Source organism: Phormidium sp. FACHB-1136 (assembly GCF_014697375.1).
In the GTDB taxonomy this organism is placed as follows: domain Bacteria; phylum Cyanobacteriota; class Cyanobacteriia; order Phormidesmidales; family Phormidesmidaceae; genus Nodosilinea.
This window is the reverse complement of record NZ_JACJRS010000031.1, coordinates 23,796-45,069: the sequence shown is the minus strand read 5'-3', so window position 1 is coordinate 45,069 and position 21,274 is coordinate 23,796. Positions and strand designations below refer to the sequence as shown.

The 21,274-nt window shown below is 57.3% G+C and carries 18 protein-coding genes; 8 read left to right on the top strand and 10 right to left on the bottom strand.

Annotated features, from left to right (window positions below; all coding sequences use genetic code 11):
• Positions 1–239 precede the first annotated feature (239 nt).
• Positions 240–512 (top strand): hypothetical protein, encoded by a 273-nt coding sequence (locus tag H6G62_RS11515; RefSeq protein ID WP_190495192.1) that lies wholly within the window; start codon positions 240–242, stop codon positions 510–512.
• A 236-nt stretch (positions 513–748) separates the two neighbouring features.
• On the opposite strand, the gene H6G62_RS11510 is transcribed toward H6G62_RS11515, so the two are convergent.
• Complete coding sequence (locus tag H6G62_RS11510) at positions 749–2,455, bottom strand: bifunctional diguanylate cyclase/phosphodiesterase (protein ID WP_190495190.1); 1,707 nt, start codon at positions 2,453–2,455, stop codon at positions 749–751.
• 400 nt (positions 2,456–2,855) lie between these two features.
• On the opposite strand from H6G62_RS11510, the gene H6G62_RS11505 reads away from it, so the two are divergent.
• On the top strand, positions 2,856–4,049 hold the full coding sequence (locus tag H6G62_RS11505; RefSeq protein WP_242051937.1) for a serine/threonine-protein kinase: 1,194 nt from the start codon (positions 2,856–2,858) through the stop codon (positions 4,047–4,049).
• A gap of 59 nt (positions 4,050–4,108) precedes the next feature.
• Here H6G62_RS11505 and H6G62_RS11500 read toward each other — a convergent pair whose 3' ends face one another.
• Complete coding sequence (locus H6G62_RS11500; RefSeq protein WP_347239339.1) at positions 4,109–4,936, bottom strand: ABC transporter permease; 828 nt, start codon at positions 4,934–4,936, stop codon at positions 4,109–4,111.
• Between the two features lie 129 nt (positions 4,937–5,065).
• Here H6G62_RS11500 and H6G62_RS11495 point away from each other — a divergent pair, with 129 nt between their 5' ends.
• Positions 5,066–5,491, top strand: a complete 426-nt coding sequence (locus H6G62_RS11495) for a RimK/LysX family protein (RefSeq protein WP_347239338.1) — start codon at positions 5,066–5,068, stop codon at positions 5,489–5,491.
• 131 nt (positions 5,492–5,622) lie between these two features.
• Positions 5,623–6,540 (top strand): 30S ribosomal protein S6--L-glutamate ligase, encoded by a 918-nt coding sequence (gene rimK / locus H6G62_RS11490; protein ID WP_190495186.1) that lies wholly within the window; start codon positions 5,623–5,625, stop codon positions 6,538–6,540.
• On the opposite strand, the gene H6G62_RS11485 is transcribed toward rimK, so the two are convergent.
• Positions 6,530–6,781 (bottom strand): hypothetical protein, encoded by a 252-nt coding sequence (locus H6G62_RS11485; protein WP_190495184.1) that lies wholly within the window; start codon positions 6,779–6,781, stop codon positions 6,530–6,532. The two genes, rimK and H6G62_RS11485, sit on opposite strands and share 11 nt — an antisense overlap.
• A 158-nt stretch (positions 6,782–6,939) precedes the next feature.
• On the opposite strand from H6G62_RS11485, the gene H6G62_RS11480 reads away from it, so the two are divergent.
• Positions 6,940–7,146 carry a hypothetical protein gene (locus H6G62_RS11480; protein WP_190495182.1) on the top strand — a complete coding sequence of 69 codons (207 nt, stop codon included), beginning with the start codon at positions 6,940–6,942 and terminating at the stop codon, positions 7,144–7,146.
• 52 nt (positions 7,147–7,198) lie between these two features.
• Here H6G62_RS11480 and H6G62_RS11475 read toward each other — a convergent pair whose 3' ends face one another.
• Positions 7,199–7,939, bottom strand: coding sequence for a PHP domain-containing protein (locus H6G62_RS11475; protein ID WP_190495180.1), 741 nt, complete (start codon positions 7,937–7,939; stop codon positions 7,199–7,201).
• A gap of 179 nt (positions 7,940–8,118) precedes the next feature.
• Entirely contained in the window at positions 8,119–10,122 is a 2,004-nt protein-coding gene (uvrB, locus tag H6G62_RS11470) for an excinuclease ABC subunit UvrB (RefSeq protein WP_190495178.1), read from the bottom strand.
• 269 nt (positions 10,123–10,391) lie between these two features.
• Between uvrB and H6G62_RS11465 the strand changes: the two genes are divergently transcribed.
• Positions 10,392–11,330: a beta-1,6-N-acetylglucosaminyltransferase gene (locus H6G62_RS11465; RefSeq protein WP_190495176.1), complete on the top strand. Its 939-nt coding sequence runs from the start codon at positions 10,392–10,394 to the stop codon at positions 11,328–11,330.
• 28 nt (positions 11,331–11,358) lie between these two features.
• Here the strand turns inward: H6G62_RS11465 and H6G62_RS11460 are convergent, their stop codons facing one another.
• A complete protein-coding gene (locus H6G62_RS11460) occupies positions 11,359–12,273 on the bottom strand; it encodes an alpha/beta fold hydrolase (RefSeq protein WP_347239337.1) in 915 nt (304 codons plus the stop codon).
• Between the two features lie 173 nt (positions 12,274–12,446).
• Here H6G62_RS11460 and H6G62_RS11455 point away from each other — a divergent pair, with 173 nt between their 5' ends.
• Positions 12,447–12,656 (top strand): type II toxin-antitoxin system HicB family antitoxin, encoded by a 210-nt coding sequence (locus H6G62_RS11455; protein ID WP_190495175.1) that lies wholly within the window; start codon positions 12,447–12,449, stop codon positions 12,654–12,656.
• 260 nt (positions 12,657–12,916) lie between these two features.
• On the opposite strand, the gene H6G62_RS11445 is transcribed toward H6G62_RS11455, so the two are convergent.
• The 4 genes from H6G62_RS11445 to H6G62_RS11430 all read right to left on the bottom strand — a co-directional run bounded on the left by H6G62_RS11445 (position 12,917) and on the right by H6G62_RS11430 (position 18,078).
• A complete protein-coding gene (locus H6G62_RS11445; RefSeq protein WP_190495173.1) occupies positions 12,917–13,813 on the bottom strand; it encodes an ADP-ribosylglycohydrolase family protein in 897 nt (298 codons plus the stop codon).
• 95 nt (positions 13,814–13,908) lie between these two features.
• The gene (locus H6G62_RS11440; protein ID WP_190495171.1) at positions 13,909–15,864 is read right to left on the bottom strand and encodes a M48 family metallopeptidase; all 1,956 of its coding nucleotides are present in this window, start codon (positions 15,862–15,864) and stop codon (positions 13,909–13,911) included.
• A gap of 223 nt (positions 15,865–16,087) precedes the next feature.
• Complete coding sequence (locus H6G62_RS11435; protein WP_190495169.1) at positions 16,088–16,678, bottom strand: LemA family protein; 591 nt, start codon at positions 16,676–16,678, stop codon at positions 16,088–16,090.
• A gap of 335 nt (positions 16,679–17,013) precedes the next feature.
• The gene (locus H6G62_RS11430) at positions 17,014–18,078 is read right to left on the bottom strand and encodes an ABC transporter permease (protein WP_190495167.1); all 1,065 of its coding nucleotides are present in this window, start codon (positions 18,076–18,078) and stop codon (positions 17,014–17,016) included.
• A 513-nt stretch (positions 18,079–18,591) separates the two neighbouring features.
• On the opposite strand from H6G62_RS11430, the gene ptsP reads away from it, so the two are divergent.
• Entirely contained in the window at positions 18,592–21,156 is a 2,565-nt protein-coding gene (ptsP, locus tag H6G62_RS11425) for a phosphoenolpyruvate--protein phosphotransferase (protein ID WP_190495165.1), read from the top strand.
• Positions 21,157–21,274 lie beyond the last annotated feature (118 nt).

Below are 21,274 nucleotides of genomic sequence, written 5' to 3'. Positions count from 1 at the left end.
AGGATAGAGTTTAACCAATGACTGTCCCAAAAAGAAAGGTACAGATTGATTAGGGACAATTTGTTTTTTGGGTCTGATTGATAGCTTTCAATAATGTATGCCTGAGGCTAAATCCCCCGCCACGGAGGAATATGTCCAGGCGCTAGATCTAGGGCCATGGGGTGGTAGGGTAGCTCCCTTCATCCCAAGAATGCGGTAATATCAGCGGAACAAATTGACCCATTGGGAGGATACCCCCCATGTTTCAGGTTTACTTTGGGGCCTTTGACTTCGTGCTCTACCTTGGGGGCATCTACGCCGCCATGACCCTAGCCAAGGCCATTTGCGACCAGATGGATGCCGCTGAAGCCGCCCAGTCAGCAGGTCACCTCGAACAAGCGACGGAACAATCGGCCATGATGACCCCTGAGTCTGCCCGCACCGTGGCCCCCATGCAGCCCATTCCAGCCCACCTCTCCGCCCCAGTTGCCAAGCGGGAGGAAGTCGGGGTTAAGGTTTCCATCAACGGTTAAGGGCGGCCCTAGCGTTCCTCGGAGAACATGGCCACGATCTGACCTCCCATGGGCCTTCTATCGGTTGTCCCCGGTGATCTTGCTTCGCCCCTAATCCATCTTTACTTTGCTTCTAATACCAAATCCTCATTGGATAACCCCGATTCCCAGCCCATCAAACCCTAGGGGCGAGATCTCCTCGTCCGCTGATACCGGGGGCAGGCAAGCTGGATTGAGTGTAAGCCGTCGCGTTCGTCTTAGCTACGGCTAGTTTCTTGTTGAAGCACCTGTTCCACGGCATCGGGGGGCAACGGTTTGGAGAACAAATAGCCCTGACCCGACTCGCAGCGGAGGGCTTTGAGTTGGGCATAGTGGCGGTGGGTTTCCACCCCTTCAGCCACCACATCTAGGCCCAGGTTCCAGGCGAGGCGCACCACAGACTGAAGGATTTCCAGCTTTTCAAAGTCTTGGTCGGCGTTTTCGATGAAGGATCGGTCAATCTTGAGGCAGTCGAAGGGGAAGCGGTGCAGGTAACTGAGGGAGGAATAGCCCGTGCCAAAGTCGTCTACGGCAAGACGAATGCCTATGGCCCGCAGTTGTTCGAGGGTGGCGATGATGGAATCAGAGTGGTCGATGAGCACGCCTTCGGTGATTTCCAACTTCAGCCGATGGGGATCAAAGCCTGTTTTGGTGAGGATAGCCTGCACTTTTTCCACCAGATCTTTCTGGAAAAACTGCTTGCTAGACATATTCACGCTGACGGTGAAATGGGCTATGCCGGGGTAAGCCTCTGTCCAAGCCTGCATTTGGCGGCAGGCTTCCTCCAACACCCACCAACTGAGGGGAATAATCAGGCCGCTGGCCTCGGCAATGGCAATAAATTCCCCTGGCATCAGCAGTCCCCGGTCTGGGTGTTGCCAGCGCACTAGGGCTTCAAAGCCGATAATCGCCTGATTACTAATGGTGACGATGGGCTGATAGTGGAGCCGCAGTTCGTTCTGCTCTAGGGCTTGGCGTAGGGCCATTTCCGACTGAAGTCGATGGCTATCGAGGTTCTGCAACGATTTGTCGAACATGCACCAATGGCGATCCGCCAGATCCTTGACCTGATACATGGCGGTGTCGGCATCGCGCAGCCAGTCTTCGGCGTGGCGGTAGGGGCCGGGGCCGGGGGCAATGCCAATGCTAGCGTCAATATAGAGATCGTGGTTGGCGAGGTGGAAGGGTTGGGTAATCGTGTGGCGCAGCGCCTCCGCTAGGGCAATGGCCTCGTCTGAGCTGGTGAGGTGATCGACCACCAGGGCAAACTCGTCCCCCCCTAGGCGAGCCATCAGGGCATGATCGGGGAGGGTTTGCTGCAACCGCCGACCGAGATCGGCTAGCAGTTGGTTGCCCACCCAGTGCCCCAGGCTATCGTTCACCGCCTTAAAGCGGTCTAAGTCGATGAACAACAGCGCCATAGACTCCGCCTCCCGCCCCTGGGCCAGGAGGTCATTGACGTGGTCAATCAGGGCGGCCCGATTGGGTAATTGGGTGAGATCATCCTGGTAGGCTCGGCGGTGCAGTTGGCTCTCCCGTTGTTTGTAGGCCGAAATATTCCTCAGCGAGAGAATACCCGCCGCCGTGTCCCCCGACACCGGGCCACCGCTCACCGCCACCCAGAGCAAATGATCGGCACCGCGTCGGGCGAGAACCATCTCTTCATTTTCGAGGATCTCCCCCGCCACCACCCGCTTTAGGGGAAGTTGATCACGCCCTAGGGGGCAATGGTGACGATCTAACACCCGATGCTGATCGTTGCCATCGATCTCCCATAGGCTAGCCAAATGGCCCGCCAGCAAAACCTTGGCCTGGTGGTTACAAAAGAGAAGCTGGCCCTGGTGCCCCACCACGACAATGGCGTCGGGCAGGTGGTCTAGAATAGCCACATCCAAGGGGGTCTGGAGGTTAGCAAGGTCGAGCATAGCGACAAAAATCCTCAGTGGACAAAGCCAATAGACAGGGCCGGGATAGGCGACTGCGGATCGATGTCTGGAGGATTGCCCCAAGCTTTAACGGTGGGCGAGCCATCATGGTTCCCTGATTGTATCGATACTCTCCAGTATGCCCAACCCTAGGAGGCAAAATGAGATCGGTCTGTAGGTTTTCACACTTCCCCAGCCACGCTCGATACAAAACGCAGACTTTTGACACAGAGTGACACAGAGGACGAGGGCCAACGGTCGGTAAAATTAGGTTGGTGTACGGATGCCCCCTCCCCAGGATCAACTTGAGCTTCAGTACCGTTGGCGACGCCAACGGAATGGTTTTTTGAGGTAAAGTTCTGTCACGTTTCCCCATTAGATCGGCGCACATCTGCAATCCATGGGCCGCCCTGCCAACCACCTTGACCCTGGCTCCGCCTCGCTGGCCTGTGATCTGCCGCCGTGCCTCCCGGCCAGCGGTAGCGAGTTGTCTATGCCGGATGCTGAGATCCGAAGTGGCATGGTAGCGACACCCCTGGGCGGGCGCTACCAACTGCTGAGGCCGCTCGGCTCTGGTGGTTTTAGCCAAACGTTTCTGGCGGCGGATCTGCACCTGCCTACCCATCCCAGGTGCGTCCTGAAGCAGTTTAAGCTACAGAACCAAGACCCCGATACCTTCGCCCTGGCTCGTCGGCTGTTTGAGGCCGAGGCCCAGGTGCTCTACCAACTGGGCGGGCATCCCCAAATCCCCACGCTGCTGGCCCATTTTGAGGAAGGCGGCGAGGTCTATCTCGCCCAAGAATACGTTGAGGGTAGTCGCCTCAGCCGCCAAATGGAGGTGGGCAAGCCCTGGTCAGAAACACGGGTGGTCTTACTCTTGCAGGAGGTGCTGGAAATTCTGGCCTTCGTCCATCGCCACCAGGTAATTCATCGGGACGTGAAGCCCTCCAACCTGATTCGCCGCCACCGAGATGGCAAGGTGGTGCTGATTGATTTCGGGGCCGTCAAACAGGTACGGCCAACCACCCCGGCCACCTCTCCCCCCCAGGCTAGCCCCGAAACGACCCAGCCCACGGTGGCCGTTGGCACAAAGGGCTATATGCCCAACGAGCAGTGCGCTGGCAAACCTCGCTTCAGCAGCGATGTCTATGCCGTGGGCATTATGGGGATTCGGGCCTTGACCGGGCTGCAACCCCATCGCCTTGAGGAAGATCCTGAAACCTGCGAAATCCACTGGCGATCCTACGCCCCAGGGGTCTCCAGCGGCCTGTCAGAGGTGATTGACCGGATGGTGCGCTGCGATTTCCGCGACCGCTACCCCACCGCCCAGGACGCCCTAGAGGCCTTACAAAACCTGCCCAACGGGTTTAGTTCCTCCATTGCCCACCTCTACCAGACCTGGTACCGGGGGGTAGGGGGTCTAGTGCCCAGCCCCATTTCTGCTCCCGGAGAAACCCAATTGGTGCCCGCTGAAACCTCAGAAACAACGGCCATCGCCTCCGCCGAGGAAGACACGGCCCTCCTGACCGCCCCTCTCACACCGTCGTTAAATTCCCACCCCCCTGCATCGCCGTCACCTAGGGGAGGAGAATAGCCCCAAGCCTATCGCCGTCGAAGGATGACGCGTCTACCTCTACCTTCGGCCTGCCTAGCCTAGTCTTGCTGGCTAGAGAACTGCTGGGCCCCTACGAGGGCCAAGCCAATCGCAACCACCAGCAGAATGGGGATGGTATACCAAGGAAATTCCGCTAGGGGCTGGTAGGCGGCGGCGCGGAGGCCAATGGTGGTGTAGGTGAGGGGAAGTAAGTAGACAATCACCTTTAGGGCGGGGGGCAGCATGGTGGGGTCGAAAAAGGTGCCGCCTAGGAAGGACATGGGCACGATGAGGAAATTATTGAATAGGCCCACGCTTTCTAGGGATTTGACATTGAGGCCGACAATCACCCCTAACCCCGCAAACACGGCGCAGTTCAGCACCACCAGCAACAGAAACAGGGGATTGATGAAGCTCCAAACCCGTCCTGTGAACAGCACCGCCACCAGAATCACGGAACTCGCGGTCATCAGCCCCCGCACAATGCCCGCCAGCATTTTGCCCAGGTGCAGCGCCAGGGGATGTACCGGGTAGAGCAGCATTTCCTCGAAGGTTTTGGTGAACAGGCGATCCCCGCAGATGGAAAACGTGGTACCGCCAAAGCTAATCACCATGGAGGACAGGGCCACCATTCCCGGCAAAATGAATTCTAGGTAGGTATCCCCCGCTGGCGGCGTGGACACCTGGTCGATGGCACTGCCCAGCCCCAAGCCAAAGGCCAAAATATAGATCAACGGCGATACCAAGCCCGACGAAGCCACCTGGGGAATCCGCACCCGCAGATCGAGCCAATCGCCCCAAAAGACGGTGAGGGTATCAGCCCACAGGGTTTTGAGCGGCAACGAGCGGGCGGTCAGTGGGCGAGGGCGGGTGAGGGTATCGGTCACGGCAAGGTATTGAAATATTCCTTAATAGTGTAGGGCAAATCGCTAGGATAGAAAGGCGAGGTCTGAGGACGTGACTGGGTGAAGGCACTGGGGTGACGGATGGGGACTGTCAGGAGGACGTGGGATGGCGTGATTGGGTGGCGCGAATGGGTGGCCCTGCCCCATCTGGGGGTGCAGGCCATCAAGGCTAAGGTGGATACGGGAGCGCGATCCTCAGCCCTCCATGCCTTCGATCTAGAGCATTTTGACCGCCACGGCGTGGCCATGGTGCGGTTTCAGGCTCACCCCATCCAGCGCGATGACCGCCACATTGTGATCGCGGAGGCGGTGCTCCTAGAGGAGCGCTTGGTACGCAATTCGGGGGGACAGGAAGAACTGCGCCCGGTGATTCAAACCCCGGTGCAGGTGGGCGGACACATTTGGCCCATTGAACTGACCCTCACCAACCGCGATGTGATGGGATTTCGCCTGTTGCTAGGGCGGCAGGCGGTGCGGCGGCGGTACCTGGTTGATCCAGAACACTCCTACCTGCAACCATTACCCGAAAAGACCTGATATCCTTGCACACGAAGGGGGCGGGCCTGGGGTGGTTCAAGGGTTTTTGGCGGCTACAAGCCCCGGATTGTGAAATCACGAGGTCAGTCTAATTTTTTGTTATCTACCTGTTCATGCCCCTTAGGCTTGCTATGAAAATTGTGATTTTATCCAGGGATGCCTCCCTTTATTCCACTCGGCGGCTGAAGGAGGCTGGCGAAGCGCGGGGCCATGATATGCAAGTCATTGACCACATGCGCTGCTACATGAACATCACCTCCCACAAACCCACGGTGCTCTACCAAGGCAAGCCCCTGGAGGGCGTGGATGCGGTGATCCCCCGCATTGGAGCATCCAATACCTTCTATGGCACGGCGGTGGTGCGTCAGTTTGAAATCATGGGAGTGTTTACTGCCAACACCTCCATGGCCATCTCTCGTTCGCGGGACAAACTGCGATCCCTGCAAATCATGGCCCGCCGAGGCATTGGCCTGCCTGTCACGGGCTTTGCCCACTCCACCAAAGACATCGATGGCCTTGTGGACATTGTGGGCGGTGCTCCCCTGGTGATTAAGCTGCTGGAGGGCACCCAGGGCATTGGCGTGGTGCTGGCGGAAACCCAACAGGCCGCCAAGTCCGTCATCGAAGCCTTTCGCGGCCTGGATGCCAACATTCTGGTGCAGGAGTTCATCAAAGAAGCGGGGGGGATGGATATTCGCTGCTTCGTGATTGGCGATAAGGTCGTCGCCGCCATGAAACGCCAGGGCGCACCGGGGGAATTTCGATCCAACCTGCACCGGGGTGGATCCGCCAGTCGGGTGCGCCTCACCCCAGAGGAACGAAGCACCGCCATTCGTGCCGCCAGGGCCATGGGGCTCCGGGTGGCCGGGGTCGATCTGCTGCGATCTAACCACGGCCCCGTAGTGATGGAGGTGAACTCCTCCCCCGGTTTAGAGGGTATCGAACAAGCCACCGGGATTGATGTGGGGGGCAAAATTATCGACTTTGTGGTGAAACAAACCGCTCCCAAAAACACCCAACAATCCGACAACGACCGCATCAAATACTAGCCCGTCCCCAGTCTTGTCCTAAATCCGGCTGGCTGAGGAGTTCGAGGGTGTTGGCGCTGAGCAGGGGTTTCAGTTGGGCCTGGACGGTATCGGGCTGGTTCCCCCAGAGCATTTTGCAAAAGGATCCTTTTCCCTGATCCCCAGCGCGATTTAAGACGGTGGCCAGCTTTTCGCAATTGGTGGTGTCGTCCATGGCCTCTCCCGGCAACGGTGGAGCCATCATACCGAAGGACGGTTTCACCCTGCCACCATTGCAAAGTTCTGCTGAGAACTGCAAACAAGCATTTCAAGGCGTAAAGGTTCCCTAGGGAAATGGCGGATAGCGAGCCTTCTAGCTCACAATAAAAACCATGACCACAAGGCCATATTCATTGCCATAACGGACGCAAGGACAAAACGATGACGACCCCCAAAGAAGTTTTTTCCCATCTCCAGCACATTGAAGAGGTCGATACGGCGCAGGGAGCGGTTTACCGAGAAGAGGCCCAGGATGTACTCGCCGATGAGCAGGTCAGCCTCAAGTGGCGCAAGGCCATTGCCGACCGTCTGAACCAGGCCAACCACGATCTCGCCCTGCACACCGTGACCACCGACGAAAGCTACTAGGTCAGATCACGAATCCTACACCCCACGGATTTGACCTGGGCTTTGGCTTGGACTATAGCCGACGTAGCAGGTTGGATCCGTGGGTGTCGGTGCCGCAGGTGGTGAGTAGGCGGTGGCGACGGGCCAGGGCTTCAATCTGCGGCGTGTGGCGAGGGCAGGGTTCCCACTGGTCGGGGTTGCTGTAGGCGTAGTAGGCTTCTATCCCGTCGATATTGAGGGCGGCGGCGTGGGTGATCAGCACCTCGGCGGATACCCGATAGCGAGCCGGGTGGGCCAACACCGCCAATCCCCCAGCCGCTTGGATGGCCTGGATGACCGACGTGGCGGACTTCATCGGCCCCCGTGGGGCCGATCCTTGGAGGTAGGGAGCGATGGCTGCATGGTGAGGGGAAAAGCCGTAGCCCAGCAAATGCACTTCAGTATCGGCGAGGAGGGCGTTAATTTCTACCCCGGTGAAGAGACGAGGGGCGGATTCCCCCAGGTGGGGTGTTTTTCGCTGGCCGAGGGGGGTGGGATGTCGCCAGCGCCAATCCTCTAGCCAAGCTTTGGCCTGGTGGTAGCCGCGCAGGCTGTGGTGGTCGGTGATGGCCAGGGCTTGCAGCCCAATGGCAATCACTTGCTCCATGAGGGCAGCGGGGGTGAGCTTGCCGTCTGAGCACACCGTATGCATATGAAAATTGTAGGTGTGCGGGCAACTGGCAGCATCAACAGAGTCAAAAACTTGCCTCAGAATTTGAGCATCGCCTGTCAACCCACGCTGATTTAGGGAGGTGAGGTCTGACGCGACAACCATGAATTATTTTGCTCAGTGGGCTTGCTTAATTTAATATAACGCTTCCAGAAGCCTATTAAAAAATGCGGCTCTAAAGTGTTCGGTATAGACGAAATGGCGGATCGATTGCCGTTACAGATGCCCCATGGCTGGGATCGAAAAATTGCTCGGCTAGGGGGAGATCGCCCCCCAACGGTTTCCTAGGCCCGTTTGCCCAACAGTTGATCGCGCAGGGTTTTGATCCGGTCACGGTATTTGGCGGCTTCCTCAAACTCCAGATTTTTGGCGGCTTCCTTCATCTGTTTTTCGAGCTGGCCAATCAGTTCGGGGATGTCCTCTAGGGGTAGCTCTTCCTTGTGTTCGTAGGCTGTTTCGAGTTCTTGGGCATTGAGACGGCGGGAAATATCGAGGAACGAGAGGATGGAATTGCTCTTGCGGCGTTCGATGGGTTTAGGGGTGATGCCGTTGGCCTGGTTGTAGGCGGTTTGGATGGTGCGGCGGCGTTCGGTTTCGTCGATGGCTTTGGCCATGCTGTCGGTCAAATTGTCGGCGTAGAGGATGGCTTGCCCCCGCACGTGACGCGCCGCCCGCCCGATGGTTTGAATCAGGGAGCGCTCGGCCCGCAAAAAGCCCTCTTTGTCGGCATCTAAAATCGCGACTAGGGAGACTTCGGGCAGGTCTAGCCCCTCCCGCAGCAGGTTGACCCCCACCAGCACGTCATAGTTGCCGTCCCGCAGGTCTTGGATAATTTCAATCCGCTCGATGGAGTGGATTTCGGAGTGTAGATAGCGCACCCGCACGCCGTTTTCTTCCAGGTATTCGGTCAGGTCTTCGGCCATGCGTTTGGTCAGGGTGGTGACGAGGACGCGCTCCTGCCGTGCCGCCCGGTCGCGCACTTCCCCCAGCAGGTCGTCGATTTGGCCTTCGGTGGGGCGCACAAACAGTTCTGGATCCAGAACTCCGGTGGGGCGAATGATCTGTTCCACCACCTTGCCCTCGGAAATCTCCATTTCCCAATCCCCTGGTGTGGCGGAAACGAAGACGCACTGGTTCACCTTTTCCCAAAATTCCTCGGCCTTGAGGGGACGGTTGTCGGCGGCACTGGGCAAGCGAAAGCCGTGGTCGATCAGCACCATTTTGCGGCTGCGGTCGCCGTTATACATGCCGCGAATTTGGGGGATGGTGACGTGGGATTCGTCGATCACCAGCAGCCAGTCCTTCGGGAAGTAATCCAACAAACATTCCGGCGGCGATCCGGCGGGGCGTCCGGCTAGGTGACGGGCGTAGTTTTCCACGCCGTTGCAGTAGCCCACCTCTCGGATCATCTCTAGGTCGTAGCGGGTGCGCTGTTCGAGGCGCTGGGCTTCGAGTAACTTACCCTCTTTTTCCAGGGCTTCCAGCCGTTCCGCCAGTTCTTCTTGGATGGCTTTGCAGGCTTCATCCACCCGTTCTTCGGGGGTAACAAAGTGCTTGGCCGGGTAGATGCTCAGCCCCTCCATGCTTTGTAGGGTGGCCCCGGTGATGGGATCGACGTAGCGGATGGCGTCGATTTCGTCGCCAAAAAACTCTACTCGAATAATGCGGTCTTCGTAGGCGGGGCCGATTTCCAGCACATCGCCCTTCACCCGAAACCGCCCTCGACCCAGGTCTAAATCATTGCGCTCGTACTGAATTTGGGCCAAGTCGCGCAACACCTGACGCTGGTTTACCTCCATCCCCACCTGCAACGGAATCGAGGCCTTCAGGTATTCCGCAGGCATCCCCAGGCCGTAGATGCAGCTAATGGAGGCCACCACAATCACATCCCGCCGCTCGAACAGCGACCGGGTGGCCGAGTGCCGCAGCATGTCGATTTCTTCGTTAATCGAGGCGGTTTTGGCGATGTAGGTATCCGTCACCGGGATATAGGCTTCCGGCTGGTAGTAGTCGTAGTAGCTGATGAAGTATTCCACGGCGTTGTCCGGGAAAAACTCCCGCAGCTCATTGCAAAGCTGGGCCGCTAGGGTTTTGTTGTGGGCCAGCACCAGGGTCGGCTTGCCCAGATTGTCGATGACGCGGGCGATGGTGTGGGTTTTGCCCGTGCCCGTGGCCCCCAACAGGGTTTGGTAGCGGGTGTTGTCCTTCAAAAACTGGGTGAGTCCGGCAATGGCCTTGGGCTGATCGCCCATCGGTTCAAAGGGGGCCTGAATGTTGAAGTCGCCCATCGCGGTTTCCCAAACGGTACAAAGATACAGGTTTACTGGCACTGTTCCTATGGTGACGGATTTTTGCCGATTGGGGGTGGCGTAGACTACCAGGCTCCTTTGGGGCATCAAAGGTTGGCTCAATGACAAGACCTCCTCACCTCGGTTTTGTGTTGATCGCTGGTGAGACTTCTACGGGCAAAGTTCAGACGACCGCTACTACCGAAGCATCAATCCTAGGAATGGGTAGCAATAGTATAATAGCTTCTAAGCCAAAATTGGACGCTTAAATGAGAGTAGCCTACCTCATCCTTGCCCATAATCATCCAAATCATTTACAACGACTGATCACAGCACTTTCATCGAACTTGTCTGCCTGCTTTATTCACATTGATCGCAAATCCGATCTAGATCTATTTTCAGGTATTCATGGCCATAATGTTTATTTTTCAGAGAAAAGAATACCTGTGTATTGGGGAGACTTTTCACAGGTCAAAGCCATCTTATCTCTATTAAAAATGGCGCTTAGTCAACGGCCCAAGTTTGATTACTTTGTTCTGATCAGCGGCACCGATTTCCCCCTCAAGTCTGCTGCGGGGATTGAAAACTTCTTTGATCGCAACCATGGCACAGAGTTTATCAACCTTGTTCAGATGCCCTGTGAAGCCATGGGGAAACCAATTTCCCGACTAACAACCTACAAAGTACGTCCCAGCAACTCAAGGTTGATTCGGATACTTAGAAAAGGCATGGTGAAGCTTGGCGCTACTCCAAAACAGCGCAACTATGACGCCTATCTTAGGGGTTTGATTCCCTACGGAGGCAGCACATGGTGGGCACTTTCTCGGCCAGCCTGCGAATATATCCAGAATTTTGTTAGTCGAGAGACTCGAATTGTGAATTTCTTTAAGAATACTATTTGTCCCGACGAATCATTTTTTCAAACCATCCTTGGCAACTCACCCTATAAAGCAAAGGTTGGCAGAAACCTAACTTATACGGACTGGAGCGAGGGGGGTGGTAGCCCAGTCTCTTTGACGGATAAGCATTTGCAATTCTTCGCCGCCAATCCGTCCATTGTCGTGAGCGATGGATATGGTACTGGAGAAGTTATCTTTGCCAGGAAATTTTCAGACGAGGCTCAGGATATCGTCGCAGAACTAGAACAACTGATCCGACAAAGAGAGGGGCTGATCGATAATTCTCCTCCCCAATCCTTGGATAGGTAATAGGAATTTGGTAAAGTCGGGAACGAGGTTAAACTGCCATCTGTCGCAAAAAGATGCTGAGGGCGTCTGCGACTTTTTCGGCCCAGTCTTCTTGGGCATAGTGGCCGACTTCTTCTAGGGTTTTGAGTTCGCCGTTGGGCAGGTCTTTCAGGCAGGTTTCGGCTAGGCTTAGGGGCAACCAAGGATCATTCATGCCCCACAGCAGCAGGGTAGGATGATCCCAGGTTTTCAGGCCCGTTTCGATGGTGGCGGTGGTGGCGGGTAAATCCATGCGGCGCACGGTGACTAGTAGGGCGCGGCCCACATCGGAGCTTTGCAGAAAGGGGCGACGGTAGATGTCTAAATCGTCGTCGTCGATTTGGTAGGGGCCACCACCTTCTAGGGTGCGGTCTACCAGGATGGGATCCTGGGTAATCATGTCTCCAGCTAGGGGAATGCCGAACTGGCGCATTTTCCAGGGCAGCTTGGCTTCGGCACGAATGGGCGCGTTGATAATGGCGAGGCGATCTACCCGGTCGGGGTTTTGTAGGGCAAACTGAATGCCCACATGGCCCAAAAATCCTTGGGCAACGAGGTGGACTTTGGGCACCTCCAGGGCATCTAAAAACTGGCCGAGGGCTTCTACCAGGGCGGCGGGGGTGTAGGCAAAGTCGCGTTTGTCGGGCTTTTCTGAAAAACCGTGGCCGATCCAGTCTGGGGCAATGGATCGAAAGCCCTGTTCTGCCAGGGTGGGCATAACACCGCGCCAGCTATAGCCCTGGGACACCAGCCCGTGGAGCAGCAGTACCGGAAGTTTGGGGCTTTCTCCCACGGGGGCCGCTTCCCTATAGAACCAGGTCAACCCATTAACAACGACGGTTTGCTCTGAAATCCCCACCACATCTCCCCAACTCGGTGGATTGAGCTTACCGCCCAGAGGCAACCCTGAGCAACCCTGGGGCAAGGGCTATGGCCAAGATTGGGAATCGTCAATTCTTCCAATTCGCGACTAGGGGAAGCCGTCAGGCAAGGAGACAACTCTGAATCCGCCTTCGGTTCGTTTGCCTAGCCTGAACATGGGGCCAAAAGCAGCGGAAATGCTATCCTCACGGTGAAAGGCTCAGAGGCAAGCGGGCTATGAAAAGTCGTAGTTTTACGGTCATTCTTCACAGAGAAGATGAGATGTATATTGCTGAATGTCCAGAGGTTGGTACGGTTGACCAAGGGGAAACTATTGAGGAAGCCATCGCAGGATTGAAGGAGGCAACGCGGCTCTATCTAGAGGAATTTCCCCACCCTGAAACGTCACCTAGACTGGTAACTAGCATCGAGGTTAGCTATGCCTAAGCTGCCCCGGATCTCTAGCAAAGAAGCGATTCGGCCTCTTGAACGCCTGGGCTTTGAGCAAGTTCGTCAAACGGGCAGTCACGTTGTGATGAAGAAGGTCACCGAAGATTGGTTTAGTGGGCTGCGTGATCCCAATGCATCGAGAATTAAAAGTGGGTACGCTGACTGGAATTCTTAAACAGGCACAAGTTACCGTCGAAGAATTTACCAACAACCTGTGAGGTATGGCCTTGCAAGGTAAGGTCGCTGACAACGGAGGGCTAAGCCTGGTATAGCCGACTGGCGAGGGTGAGGATGGCCTCTCGATCTGTGAGGCGATCTTGCCAAGGTTGGGGAATGCCGCTGAGGCCGTAGTAGGCTCCGGCCAGTTGGCCACAGATGGCGGCGGTGGTGTCGGCATCGTCCCCTAGGTTGGCGGCGGCGAGGATGGCTTCGGCGTAGGTGGTGGTATTCCAAAAGCACCAGAGGGCGGCGGTCAGGCTTTCGACGACGTAGCCACTGCCGCGAATGTGATCAATATCCAGGCTTTGGTACTCCCCTGCCGCGATGGACTGAAGGGTGGGGATTTCCAGATTCAGATCATCGTGATGGCTGAGAATGTCCTCCCGATTGGCTCCGGCCAAGGCCCGTACTAGCATGGCCCCAAACAGACGGCTGGCCTCAATACATTCCTGGGCGGCGTGGGTGGTGCGGGAGCTTTCCCCCGAAAACCAAACGGCCTGGGCCGCATCGGGATAGAAAAACATCGGCACCGGAGCCAGTCGCATCAAACAGCCGTTGCCCGCCGACCGAGGGTGGCTGGATCCGCTGAAGGGTTCCCCCGTTTGCCGAAACTGGCTCAGGGCTTGGCTGACGGTATTGCCAATATCGAAACAACGGCCTGTGCTGCTAAGGTAGCCTTCCTCGGCCCAGCGACCGTAGCGCTGCATTTGATCTAGGGGGTCGAAGCCACCGCACTCAACCAAGCTGGTGGCCAAGCACAATGCCATGGAGGTGTCGTCCGTCCACTGGCCTGGTTCGAGCCCAAAGGGGCCGCCGCCCACCATATCGGTCATGGGCGGAAAGCTGCCCCTGGGGCGGAATTCTACGGTGGTGCCCACGGCATCCCCCACCGCCAAACCGAGTAAACAGCCGTGAAAGCGTTCTAGGGAATCCATGGGGTGCCTCTCGTCGCATCAAACGGTCGAAGTAAACGCAGGTGTCTACCGAATTAGTAAGGTCTCTGGGTGGTGCAGGGTTTTGCGAAAGCACCCTAGGCCAAAAAAGGCGGGGCCGGACAGTCCAAAACCATCACCACGGCCCGCAGCAGTTCCGCTTCCTGGGGGGTGATGGTGTTATCGGCCAGCACCGTGTGGGCACAGGCGTCCACGATGGCCTGTTTGAGCTTGGGGGTGGCCTGTTCTAGGGTGGCCAAACTTTTGCCCAAATGGGTGAGCTTGACCGGGGCAAGGGCGGTCGGGAGGGTCTGTTTTTTGGCCCCTGGTAACTGGTATAGGCCCGATGTGAGGGCATAGAAGGCATCTTCTGTCTTACTGTGCCCCATGCGAGCCAGCACACTCAACAGGATGACGGCATCGGCCCAGAGCGCATCCAGGGTGGTGATGGCTGGTTTGGATTGGGTGGCCTTGGGATCGTGGGTCAACCGTTTTCGCAGAATGAGCTGAAGCACATACTCAGAAAGGGACAGACGGCCATCGGCTTTGATCAACCCTTGCAGGGTGCCAAAAAAGCGGTGACGATCCTCGGTAGAAAGGGTTCTTAGGGCAGGAATGGTCAACTCTAGCAGCGAGAGGGTATGGCGGCTGTCTAGGCTGTTCAGGGCTTGGTGATGGGCCATCACCCGCTGGGCGCAGGCGTCGCCATGGGCGGAAGTGAGGATTTGGATCTGCTGGTCTTGGACGGATGTTTGGCTATCGAACAGCAGGGCAAATACGAGATCCTGAGCGCTGTCGGGCCGATAGAGGGCGGTTTTTAGGGTAGGGTCTAGGGCTTGGAGAAACTGCTGTACCTGGGCGAGGCGGCGTCCGTCGATGGTGCCAATGGCGGCCATGAAGGTTTGGGGAGATGGGGTTTTGGGGGGTGGGGGTGAAGCGGAGACGGTTTGGGATGACCTTCCCTGAACCGAGACGGTCGAGGCGGCAGGGGCTTCGCCCAAGCCCATCATCAGCCCTTCCGCCAAGGTTGAGGGATGGCTGGAGGAGGTGACCGAGACAAAGGTGGGCACCTTACCCAGACGGCGAATGCGATCTTGCAGGGGAGGATGGGTGGAGAACAAACTGCCAAACATCGCCACACCAGGCAGGGCTTCCCCAAAAAACAGGTGGCTGGCTTCCTCGGCGGTAGGGGCCATAATTTTGGAACCGTTAGAAAGCTGCCCCAGCTTGGTCAAGGCTCCGGCGAGGCCATCGGGATTACGGGTAAACTGCACCGCCGAGGCATCCGCCAAAAATTCCCGCTGGCGAGAGACGGCACTTTTAATCAGCCGCCCGCAGAACAGCCCAACACTGCCAATCACCGCCATCGCGATTCCTGCAATCACGATGATGCCACCGATCTTATCGTTGTTGTTGCTGCTGCTACGGCTGCCAGAATCCATGCCGCGCAAAATGATGCGCCCCAAAATGTGGATCAGCAGCAGCCCCTGCAACACCCCAATTAGCTTCAGGTTTAGCCCCATATCGCCGTGGACGATGTGGCTAAATTCGTGGCCAATCACCCCTTGCAATTCGTCGCGGCTGAGCTGATCTAGACAACCCTGGGTAACGCCAATCACCGCTGTTTCGGCAGAAAAACCGGCGGCAAAGGCGTTGATACTGGCCTCGTGTTCTAGCAAATAAACTGCCGGAATGGGGGTGCCTGCCGCCAGGGCCATTTCAGCAACTACATTCAGCAACTGCATTTCCTTGAGATGTTGGGTTTGGGGCGTTACTTGCCGTCCGCCTAGGCTGCGGGCTAAGCCCGCTCCCCCTTCGCGCAGGGCCATCATCTTGCTAATGCTGCCTACACCAATGACAATCACCGTGGCTAGGGCAATCAACACCAGCAGACCCGGTTGCCACCAACTTACCTTACCCTCTGCGTTGGCCAAGATAGTCACAATCGCCACGAGATAGAAGGCCAGAATCATCAGCATGACCGACAGCCCAAACAGGAACACCAGGTAGGTGGTGTTGCGACGGGCCTGGTCTTGGTGTTCAAAGAAATTCATGGTGCCCCAAGGCAATTAGGAACGGCACTTCCCAAAACATCAACATGGACAGAGGACGGATCACTACAGACAGGCCGTAGCTTTCCCCTCAAAAGGCCTATGCCCTACACCCCAATCCTCCTTAGAGGATTTTTGCTCTGAGCCTTGGACTTTGAGTCCTTCGCGCTCTGTGCATAACCACCGGGGAGTGAACTCCCTGGCTCATCGCTGACGTCTGCTGACGTTAACTAAAGGACACCCTGGGTGCTTCTCTCACCTCTGGGGCCACTTCCTCCAGTAATTCCGCTGGGCCAAAGTTGAAGGAACTGGCGATCAGGTTGCTGGGGAAACTTTCGCGGGCCGTGTTGTAGAAGGTGACGGCGTCGTTAAAGGCTTGGCGGGCAAAGGAAATCCGGTTTTCCGTGGAGGAGAGTTCCTCCATCAGTTGGCCCATGTTTTGGTTGGCCTTGAGGTCGGGGTAGCTTTCTGAGAGGGCAAACAGCTTGCCCAGACTTCCGGTGAGGGCACCTTCCGCCGCCGCCAACTGCTGCATCGCCTGGGGATCGCCCGGAGCCTGGGACGCCGCCCGACTGGCGGTGAGGGCCGAATTGCGAGCATTGATTACCGCCGTGAGGGTGCCCTGTTCGTGGGCCATATAACCCTTGACGCTTTCCACCAAGTTAGGAATTAAGTCGTACCGTCGCTGCAATTGCACATCAATTTGGGCGTAGGCGTTTTTGTAGCGATTGCGTTTGGTCACCAATTGGTTGTATAGATTGGCGATCATAAACCCACCCGCCAGCACCAGCACCAGCAGAATTATCGTCAATGCCATGGGTCAGTTCTCCTGATTCATTCATTCAGGCCAAAGGAACGACGGTTCCATCATATTTTTCAGAACTATCTGACGCCACGATACGGAGGAGAACTTGGGAAAAGTTTACGTCCTGTAAAATAGTGTGGATCCATACTTCTCAACAAGCTGGCTTTTTGTCGCTATATATTGGCATATTGGCGATATTCGCAAGGCACAAGGATCGGGAAGGCCCCCCCCTCATTGTGGTGATTGGGGCTGATTCGGGTTAGAGGTCGTTTGAAACGGGATCCGATCTAGCTTTGGACACCTGGGATCTCCCCCTGCCCCCTGAGCCAGGAGGGTAAAAGTCCCCCTTAATTCATGGTCGAGAGGCGAATGCGGGGATCCACCACACTCAACACTAGGTCGGCCAGAAGGTTGCCGATGATCAGCATGACGGCCCCCATCATCAGGCTGGCCATCACCAGGTAAAGATCCTGGGCGGTGACGGCCTCTAGGATGAGCTTTCCCAAACCGGGCCAGTTGAAGTAGTTTTCGGTAATAAACGCGCCGCCTAGCAAACTAGCGAACTCGAATCCTAGCAGGGTAATCAGGGGGTTTACGGCATTGCGAAGGGCGTGGACGTAGATCACCCGATCCTCCGGCAACCCCTTGGCGCGGGCGGTTTGGATGTAGTTTTGGCGCATCACATCCAGCATTTGGCCACGGGTAATGCGTTGCAGCCCCGCAAATCCGGTAATGCTGAGGGCAATGGTGGGCAGAATCAGGTGCCACCCCACATCCAACATTTGGCCAAACCAATTGAGGTCGTCGTGGATGATGCTGGTGCGTCCGCCGATGGGAAACAGGGGCGCGGTGAGCTGGGCAAAAAATAGCAGCAACAGACCCGTGATGATGGTGGGCATCCCTTGGCCGATGTAGCTTAGCACTCGCAGGGCACGGTCTAGCCATTGGTTTTGCTTGACGGCTCCCACAATGCCGAGGGGAATGGCGATGGCCCAGGTCACCAAAAACGAGGCGAAGGACAGCAGCAGCGTGTTGGGCACCCGTTCCCAGAGAATATCAACCACCGGACGCTGGTAGGCAAAACTGAGGCCAAAGTTGCCGAAGAACACGACTTGGTACAGCCAGGTGAGGTATTGCCGCCAGACGGGTTGATTAAGGCCAAACTGGGCTTCGAGCTGGGCTAGGGTTTCTTCGGAAAACTGGGGGCTTTGGCGGTACTGATCCAAAAAGTTGCCCGGTGCCAGTTGAATCACAAAAAAGCTCAGGGCCGAGGCTAGGAGCAAGGTCAACAACGCCTGCAAAATGCGCTTGACCACGTAAAGCGTGGTGTCGCTGGTGGCCCAGTTCACCAGTTTATCCCAGGGGGAGGGGCCGGGGGCGGTGGGGCGCAGGGAAGAGGTGGAGGGGGCCATGGGCAACGATGAAAATCTAGGTCGGGAGCCAAAGGGGGGAGTCCGGGTTAGATGATTCTAAAACACCGGGACGAGAGTTGCAGAGGCGGCGACCATCCGGCAATTGCAACATTAGATTGCTAAGGCGACATTTTTAAGACCTGGATAACTTTAGATAGTTAAACTCCCTATTCAGAACTGGCCTGTACCCTAACGCCTTCTCCCTTGGGGCTACTGCTTATACATAAGTCTCTATGCGGACTGGTTCTTTGTGTGGATCCCCCCTAGCCCCCCTTAAAAAGGGGGGAACCGGAATCAAAGTCCCCCTTGAGTAAGGGGGGAACCGGAATCAAAGTCCCCCTTTTCAAGGGGGATTGAGGGGGATCTCCAAGGACTTACGGCATGAAAACAGGATGTGTATGAGCGGTCGCTATTGGGGAGACGAATTTTGAACAACCTTCCGGCCCCCCTCTCCCCGTGGGAGAGGGGCTGGGGGTGAGGGCCATCCACCGAAACTCCCTACTCAAATCCGCTATGACCACTGTGCAAGCCCCTCCTGCCAAAACGAAAACCCTGGTTTTGGTGGCTCCTTTGTCTGGGCAGTTGGTGCCCATCGAGACCGTGCCCGACCCCGTTTTTGCCCAAAAGATGGTGGGCGACGGCATTTCCATCGACCCCACCAGTCAGGCGTTGTTGGCCCCCTGCGATGGGGAAATTGTGCAAATCCACAGCGCTAACCATGCGGCCACGGTGAAGACTGCCGAGGGCATCGAAATCCTCATGCACATTGGCCTGGATACGGTGGCCCTGAAGGGGGAGGGCTTTACTCCCAAGGTGAAGGTGGGCGACCAGGTGAAAACTGGGGACATCCTAATCGAGTTTGATGCCGACTTTGTAGCCCAGAAGGCCCGTAGTCTACTGACCCAAATTGTGGTGACGAATGGGGAGCGGGTGGCGGAATTTCGGCCCAATGTGGGGTTTGCCAATGCCGCTAGGGATACGGTGCTGACCCTGGTTTTGGCTGAGGTCGCGGCTACCGAAGACGAGGCCGCTGGGTTGACGATTCGGTCGAAGGGCATCATCATTCCCAATCCGTCTGGGCTTCACGCCAGACCTTCGGCGGTGCTGGCCCAACTGGCGAAGAAGTACCAGTCCACCATCCGCATTCACCGGGGCAGCGACAGCGCCAATGTTCGCAGCGTGGTGGGGCTGATGGGGATGGAGATTGCGCGAGGCGATACCGTCACCCTAGAGGCCAGCGGGGCCGATGCCGAGGAAGCCATTGCCGAACTGGAGGAAGCCGTCCGCACTGGGTTAGGGGAAGAGGGGGCCACGCCGATTATGTCGGCCCCCGCCAGCATTGCCCAGTCCGAAGTGTCTGCCCCGGCACCCCGGCCCAAGAGCGATGACCCGAACATCATTTTGGGGGTCGCCGCGTCCTCAGGCTTAGCGGTGGGCAACACCCTCCGCGCCCGTCGCCAGGAACTCAACGTGCCCGAAACCGGAGATAGCCCCAACGCCGAGCGCCGCAAGCTGGAGAAGGCCATGGCCCAGGCGGAGCTAGAAATTGAAAGCCTACGGGCTAAGGTGCACGGCCAGGGCGATCCCGGCAAGGCCGCAATTTTCTCGGCCCACCAGGAATTGCTGGACGACCCGGAACTGGCGGACATCGCCACCAGCGCCATCGACAAGGGCAAAAGTGCCGCCTTTGCTTGGCAGCAAACCTACACCACCCAGGCCAACCAGCTTGCCCAGCTTAAAAACGACCTCCTGGCAGAACGAGCCAACGACCTGCGGGACGTGGGGGATCGCGTCCTTCGTATCCTCCTCGGCGTGAAGGAAGAAACCCAGCTCTTCCCCGAAAACACCATCCTGCTGGCGGAAGACCTCACCCCTTCGGATATGGCCACCATCGACCCCAGCCGCGTCAAAGGGTTCTGCACCGTCGCCGGAGGGGCCACCTCCCACGTGGCGATTTTGGCACGTTCCATGGGTATCCCTGCCATTGCTGGCATCGAGGCCCGCACCCTGGATCTGCCCGACGGCACCCCGGTGATTTTGGACGGCACCAGGGGCAAGCTGCGCCTCAATGCCACCGCCACTGAAATCGAGGCCATCCAAACCCGCATCGCCCGCCAAAAGGCCAAGCAGGAGGAAGACCTACGCCACGCCTTTGACCTGGCCCACACTCAGGATGGACGGCACATCGAAGTGGTGGCCAACATCGGCGGTTTAGAAGATGCCGAAGCCGCCCTCAAGGTCGGCACCGAAGGGGTCGGGCTACTGCGGACGGAATTTGTCTTTATGGAGGCCAGTTCCGCCCCTAGCGAAGACGAGCAGGAGGTGATCTACGCCAGCATCCTCAAGACCCTGGGGCCAGATAAGCCCATGATCATCCGCACCTTGGATGTGGGGGGCGACAAACCCCTACCCTATCTGCCCATGGCCCACGAGGAAAATCCCTTCCTAGGGGAACGGGGCATTCGCCTGGGGTTCGACCGTCCCGAACTGCTGCGAACTCAGTTTCGCGCCATCCTCAAAGCTTCTACGGCAGGTAAGGCACGGGTGATGTTCCCGATGATTGCCCGTCTAGAAGAACTCCACATGGCCAAGGCAGTGATGGAAGAGGAGCGCCAAAAGCTGGGTGTGCCCCCCATCGAAATCGGTATCATGATCGAGGTGCCCTCGGCGGCGGTGATGGCCGAACGCTTCGCCGAACAGGTGGATTTCTTCTCCATCGGCACCAACGACCTCACCCAATACACCCTGGCCATGGATCGCGGCCACCCCAAATTGGCCCCCTTCGTCGATGCCCTCGACCCCAGCGTGCTACGGATGATTGACATCACCGTGCGCGGAGCCGACAAACACGGCAAATGGGTGGGGGTATGCGGCGGCGTGGCGGGCGATCCCCAGGCGGTGCCGATCCTGGTTGGCCTAGGAGTCAAAGAACTCAGTGTCAGCATCCCGGTGATTCCCTCGGTGAAAGCCCAGGTGAGAACCCTCAGCTACACCCACTGTCAGGAACTCGCCCAACAAGCCCTGAATCTCGATTCCGCCGCCCAAGTCCGCGACCTGGTGCCCTTGGATGATGCGTAATCCTCGAAGCCCTCACCCCCGGCCCCTCTCCCAGGGAGGAGAGGGGAGTCGGACAACACAACATCTACGTTTGCTGGTGAAACCTGTGTCCACAATGTCCCTGTTGAAGAGTTCATAG

Coding starts and splice junctions, on each gene's coding strand:
- uvrB (WP_190495178.1), bottom strand. CDS start 10,122: ATGGGCGACTTCAACATTCAGGCCCCCTTTGAACCGATGGGCGATCAG.
- H6G62_RS11475 (WP_190495180.1), bottom strand. CDS start 7,939: ATGGTTGTCGCGTCAGACCTCACCTCCCTAAATCAGCGTGGGTTGACA.
- H6G62_RS11480 (WP_190495182.1), top strand. CDS start 6,940: ATGACGACCCCCAAAGAAGTTTTTTCCCATCTCCAGCACATTGAAGAG.
- H6G62_RS11505 (WP_242051937.1), top strand. CDS start 2,856: ATGGGCCGCCCTGCCAACCACCTTGACCCTGGCTCCGCCTCGCTGGCC.
- H6G62_RS11465 (WP_190495176.1), top strand. CDS start 10,392: ATGAGAGTAGCCTACCTCATCCTTGCCCATAATCATCCAAATCATTTA.
- H6G62_RS11440 (WP_190495171.1), bottom strand. CDS start 15,864: ATGAATTTCTTTGAACACCAAGACCAGGCCCGTCGCAACACCACCTAC.
- H6G62_RS11510 (WP_190495190.1), bottom strand. CDS start 2,455: ATGCTCGACCTTGCTAACCTCCAGACCCCCTTGGATGTGGCTATTCTA.
- H6G62_RS11435 (WP_190495169.1), bottom strand. CDS start 16,678: ATGGCATTGACGATAATTCTGCTGGTGCTGGTGCTGGCGGGTGGGTTT.
- ptsP (WP_190495165.1), top strand. CDS start 18,592: ATGACCACTGTGCAAGCCCCTCCTGCCAAAACGAAAACCCTGGTTTTG.
- H6G62_RS11445 (WP_190495173.1), bottom strand. CDS start 13,813: ATGGATTCCCTAGAACGCTTTCACGGCTGTTTACTCGGTTTGGCGGTG.
- H6G62_RS11430 (WP_190495167.1), bottom strand. CDS start 18,078: ATGGCCCCCTCCACCTCTTCCCTGCGCCCCACCGCCCCCGGCCCCTCC.
- rimK (WP_190495186.1), top strand. CDS start 5,623: ATGAAAATTGTGATTTTATCCAGGGATGCCTCCCTTTATTCCACTCGG.
- H6G62_RS11455 (WP_190495175.1), top strand. CDS start 12,447: ATGAAAAGTCGTAGTTTTACGGTCATTCTTCACAGAGAAGATGAGATG.
- H6G62_RS11515 (WP_190495192.1), top strand. CDS start 240: ATGTTTCAGGTTTACTTTGGGGCCTTTGACTTCGTGCTCTACCTTGGG.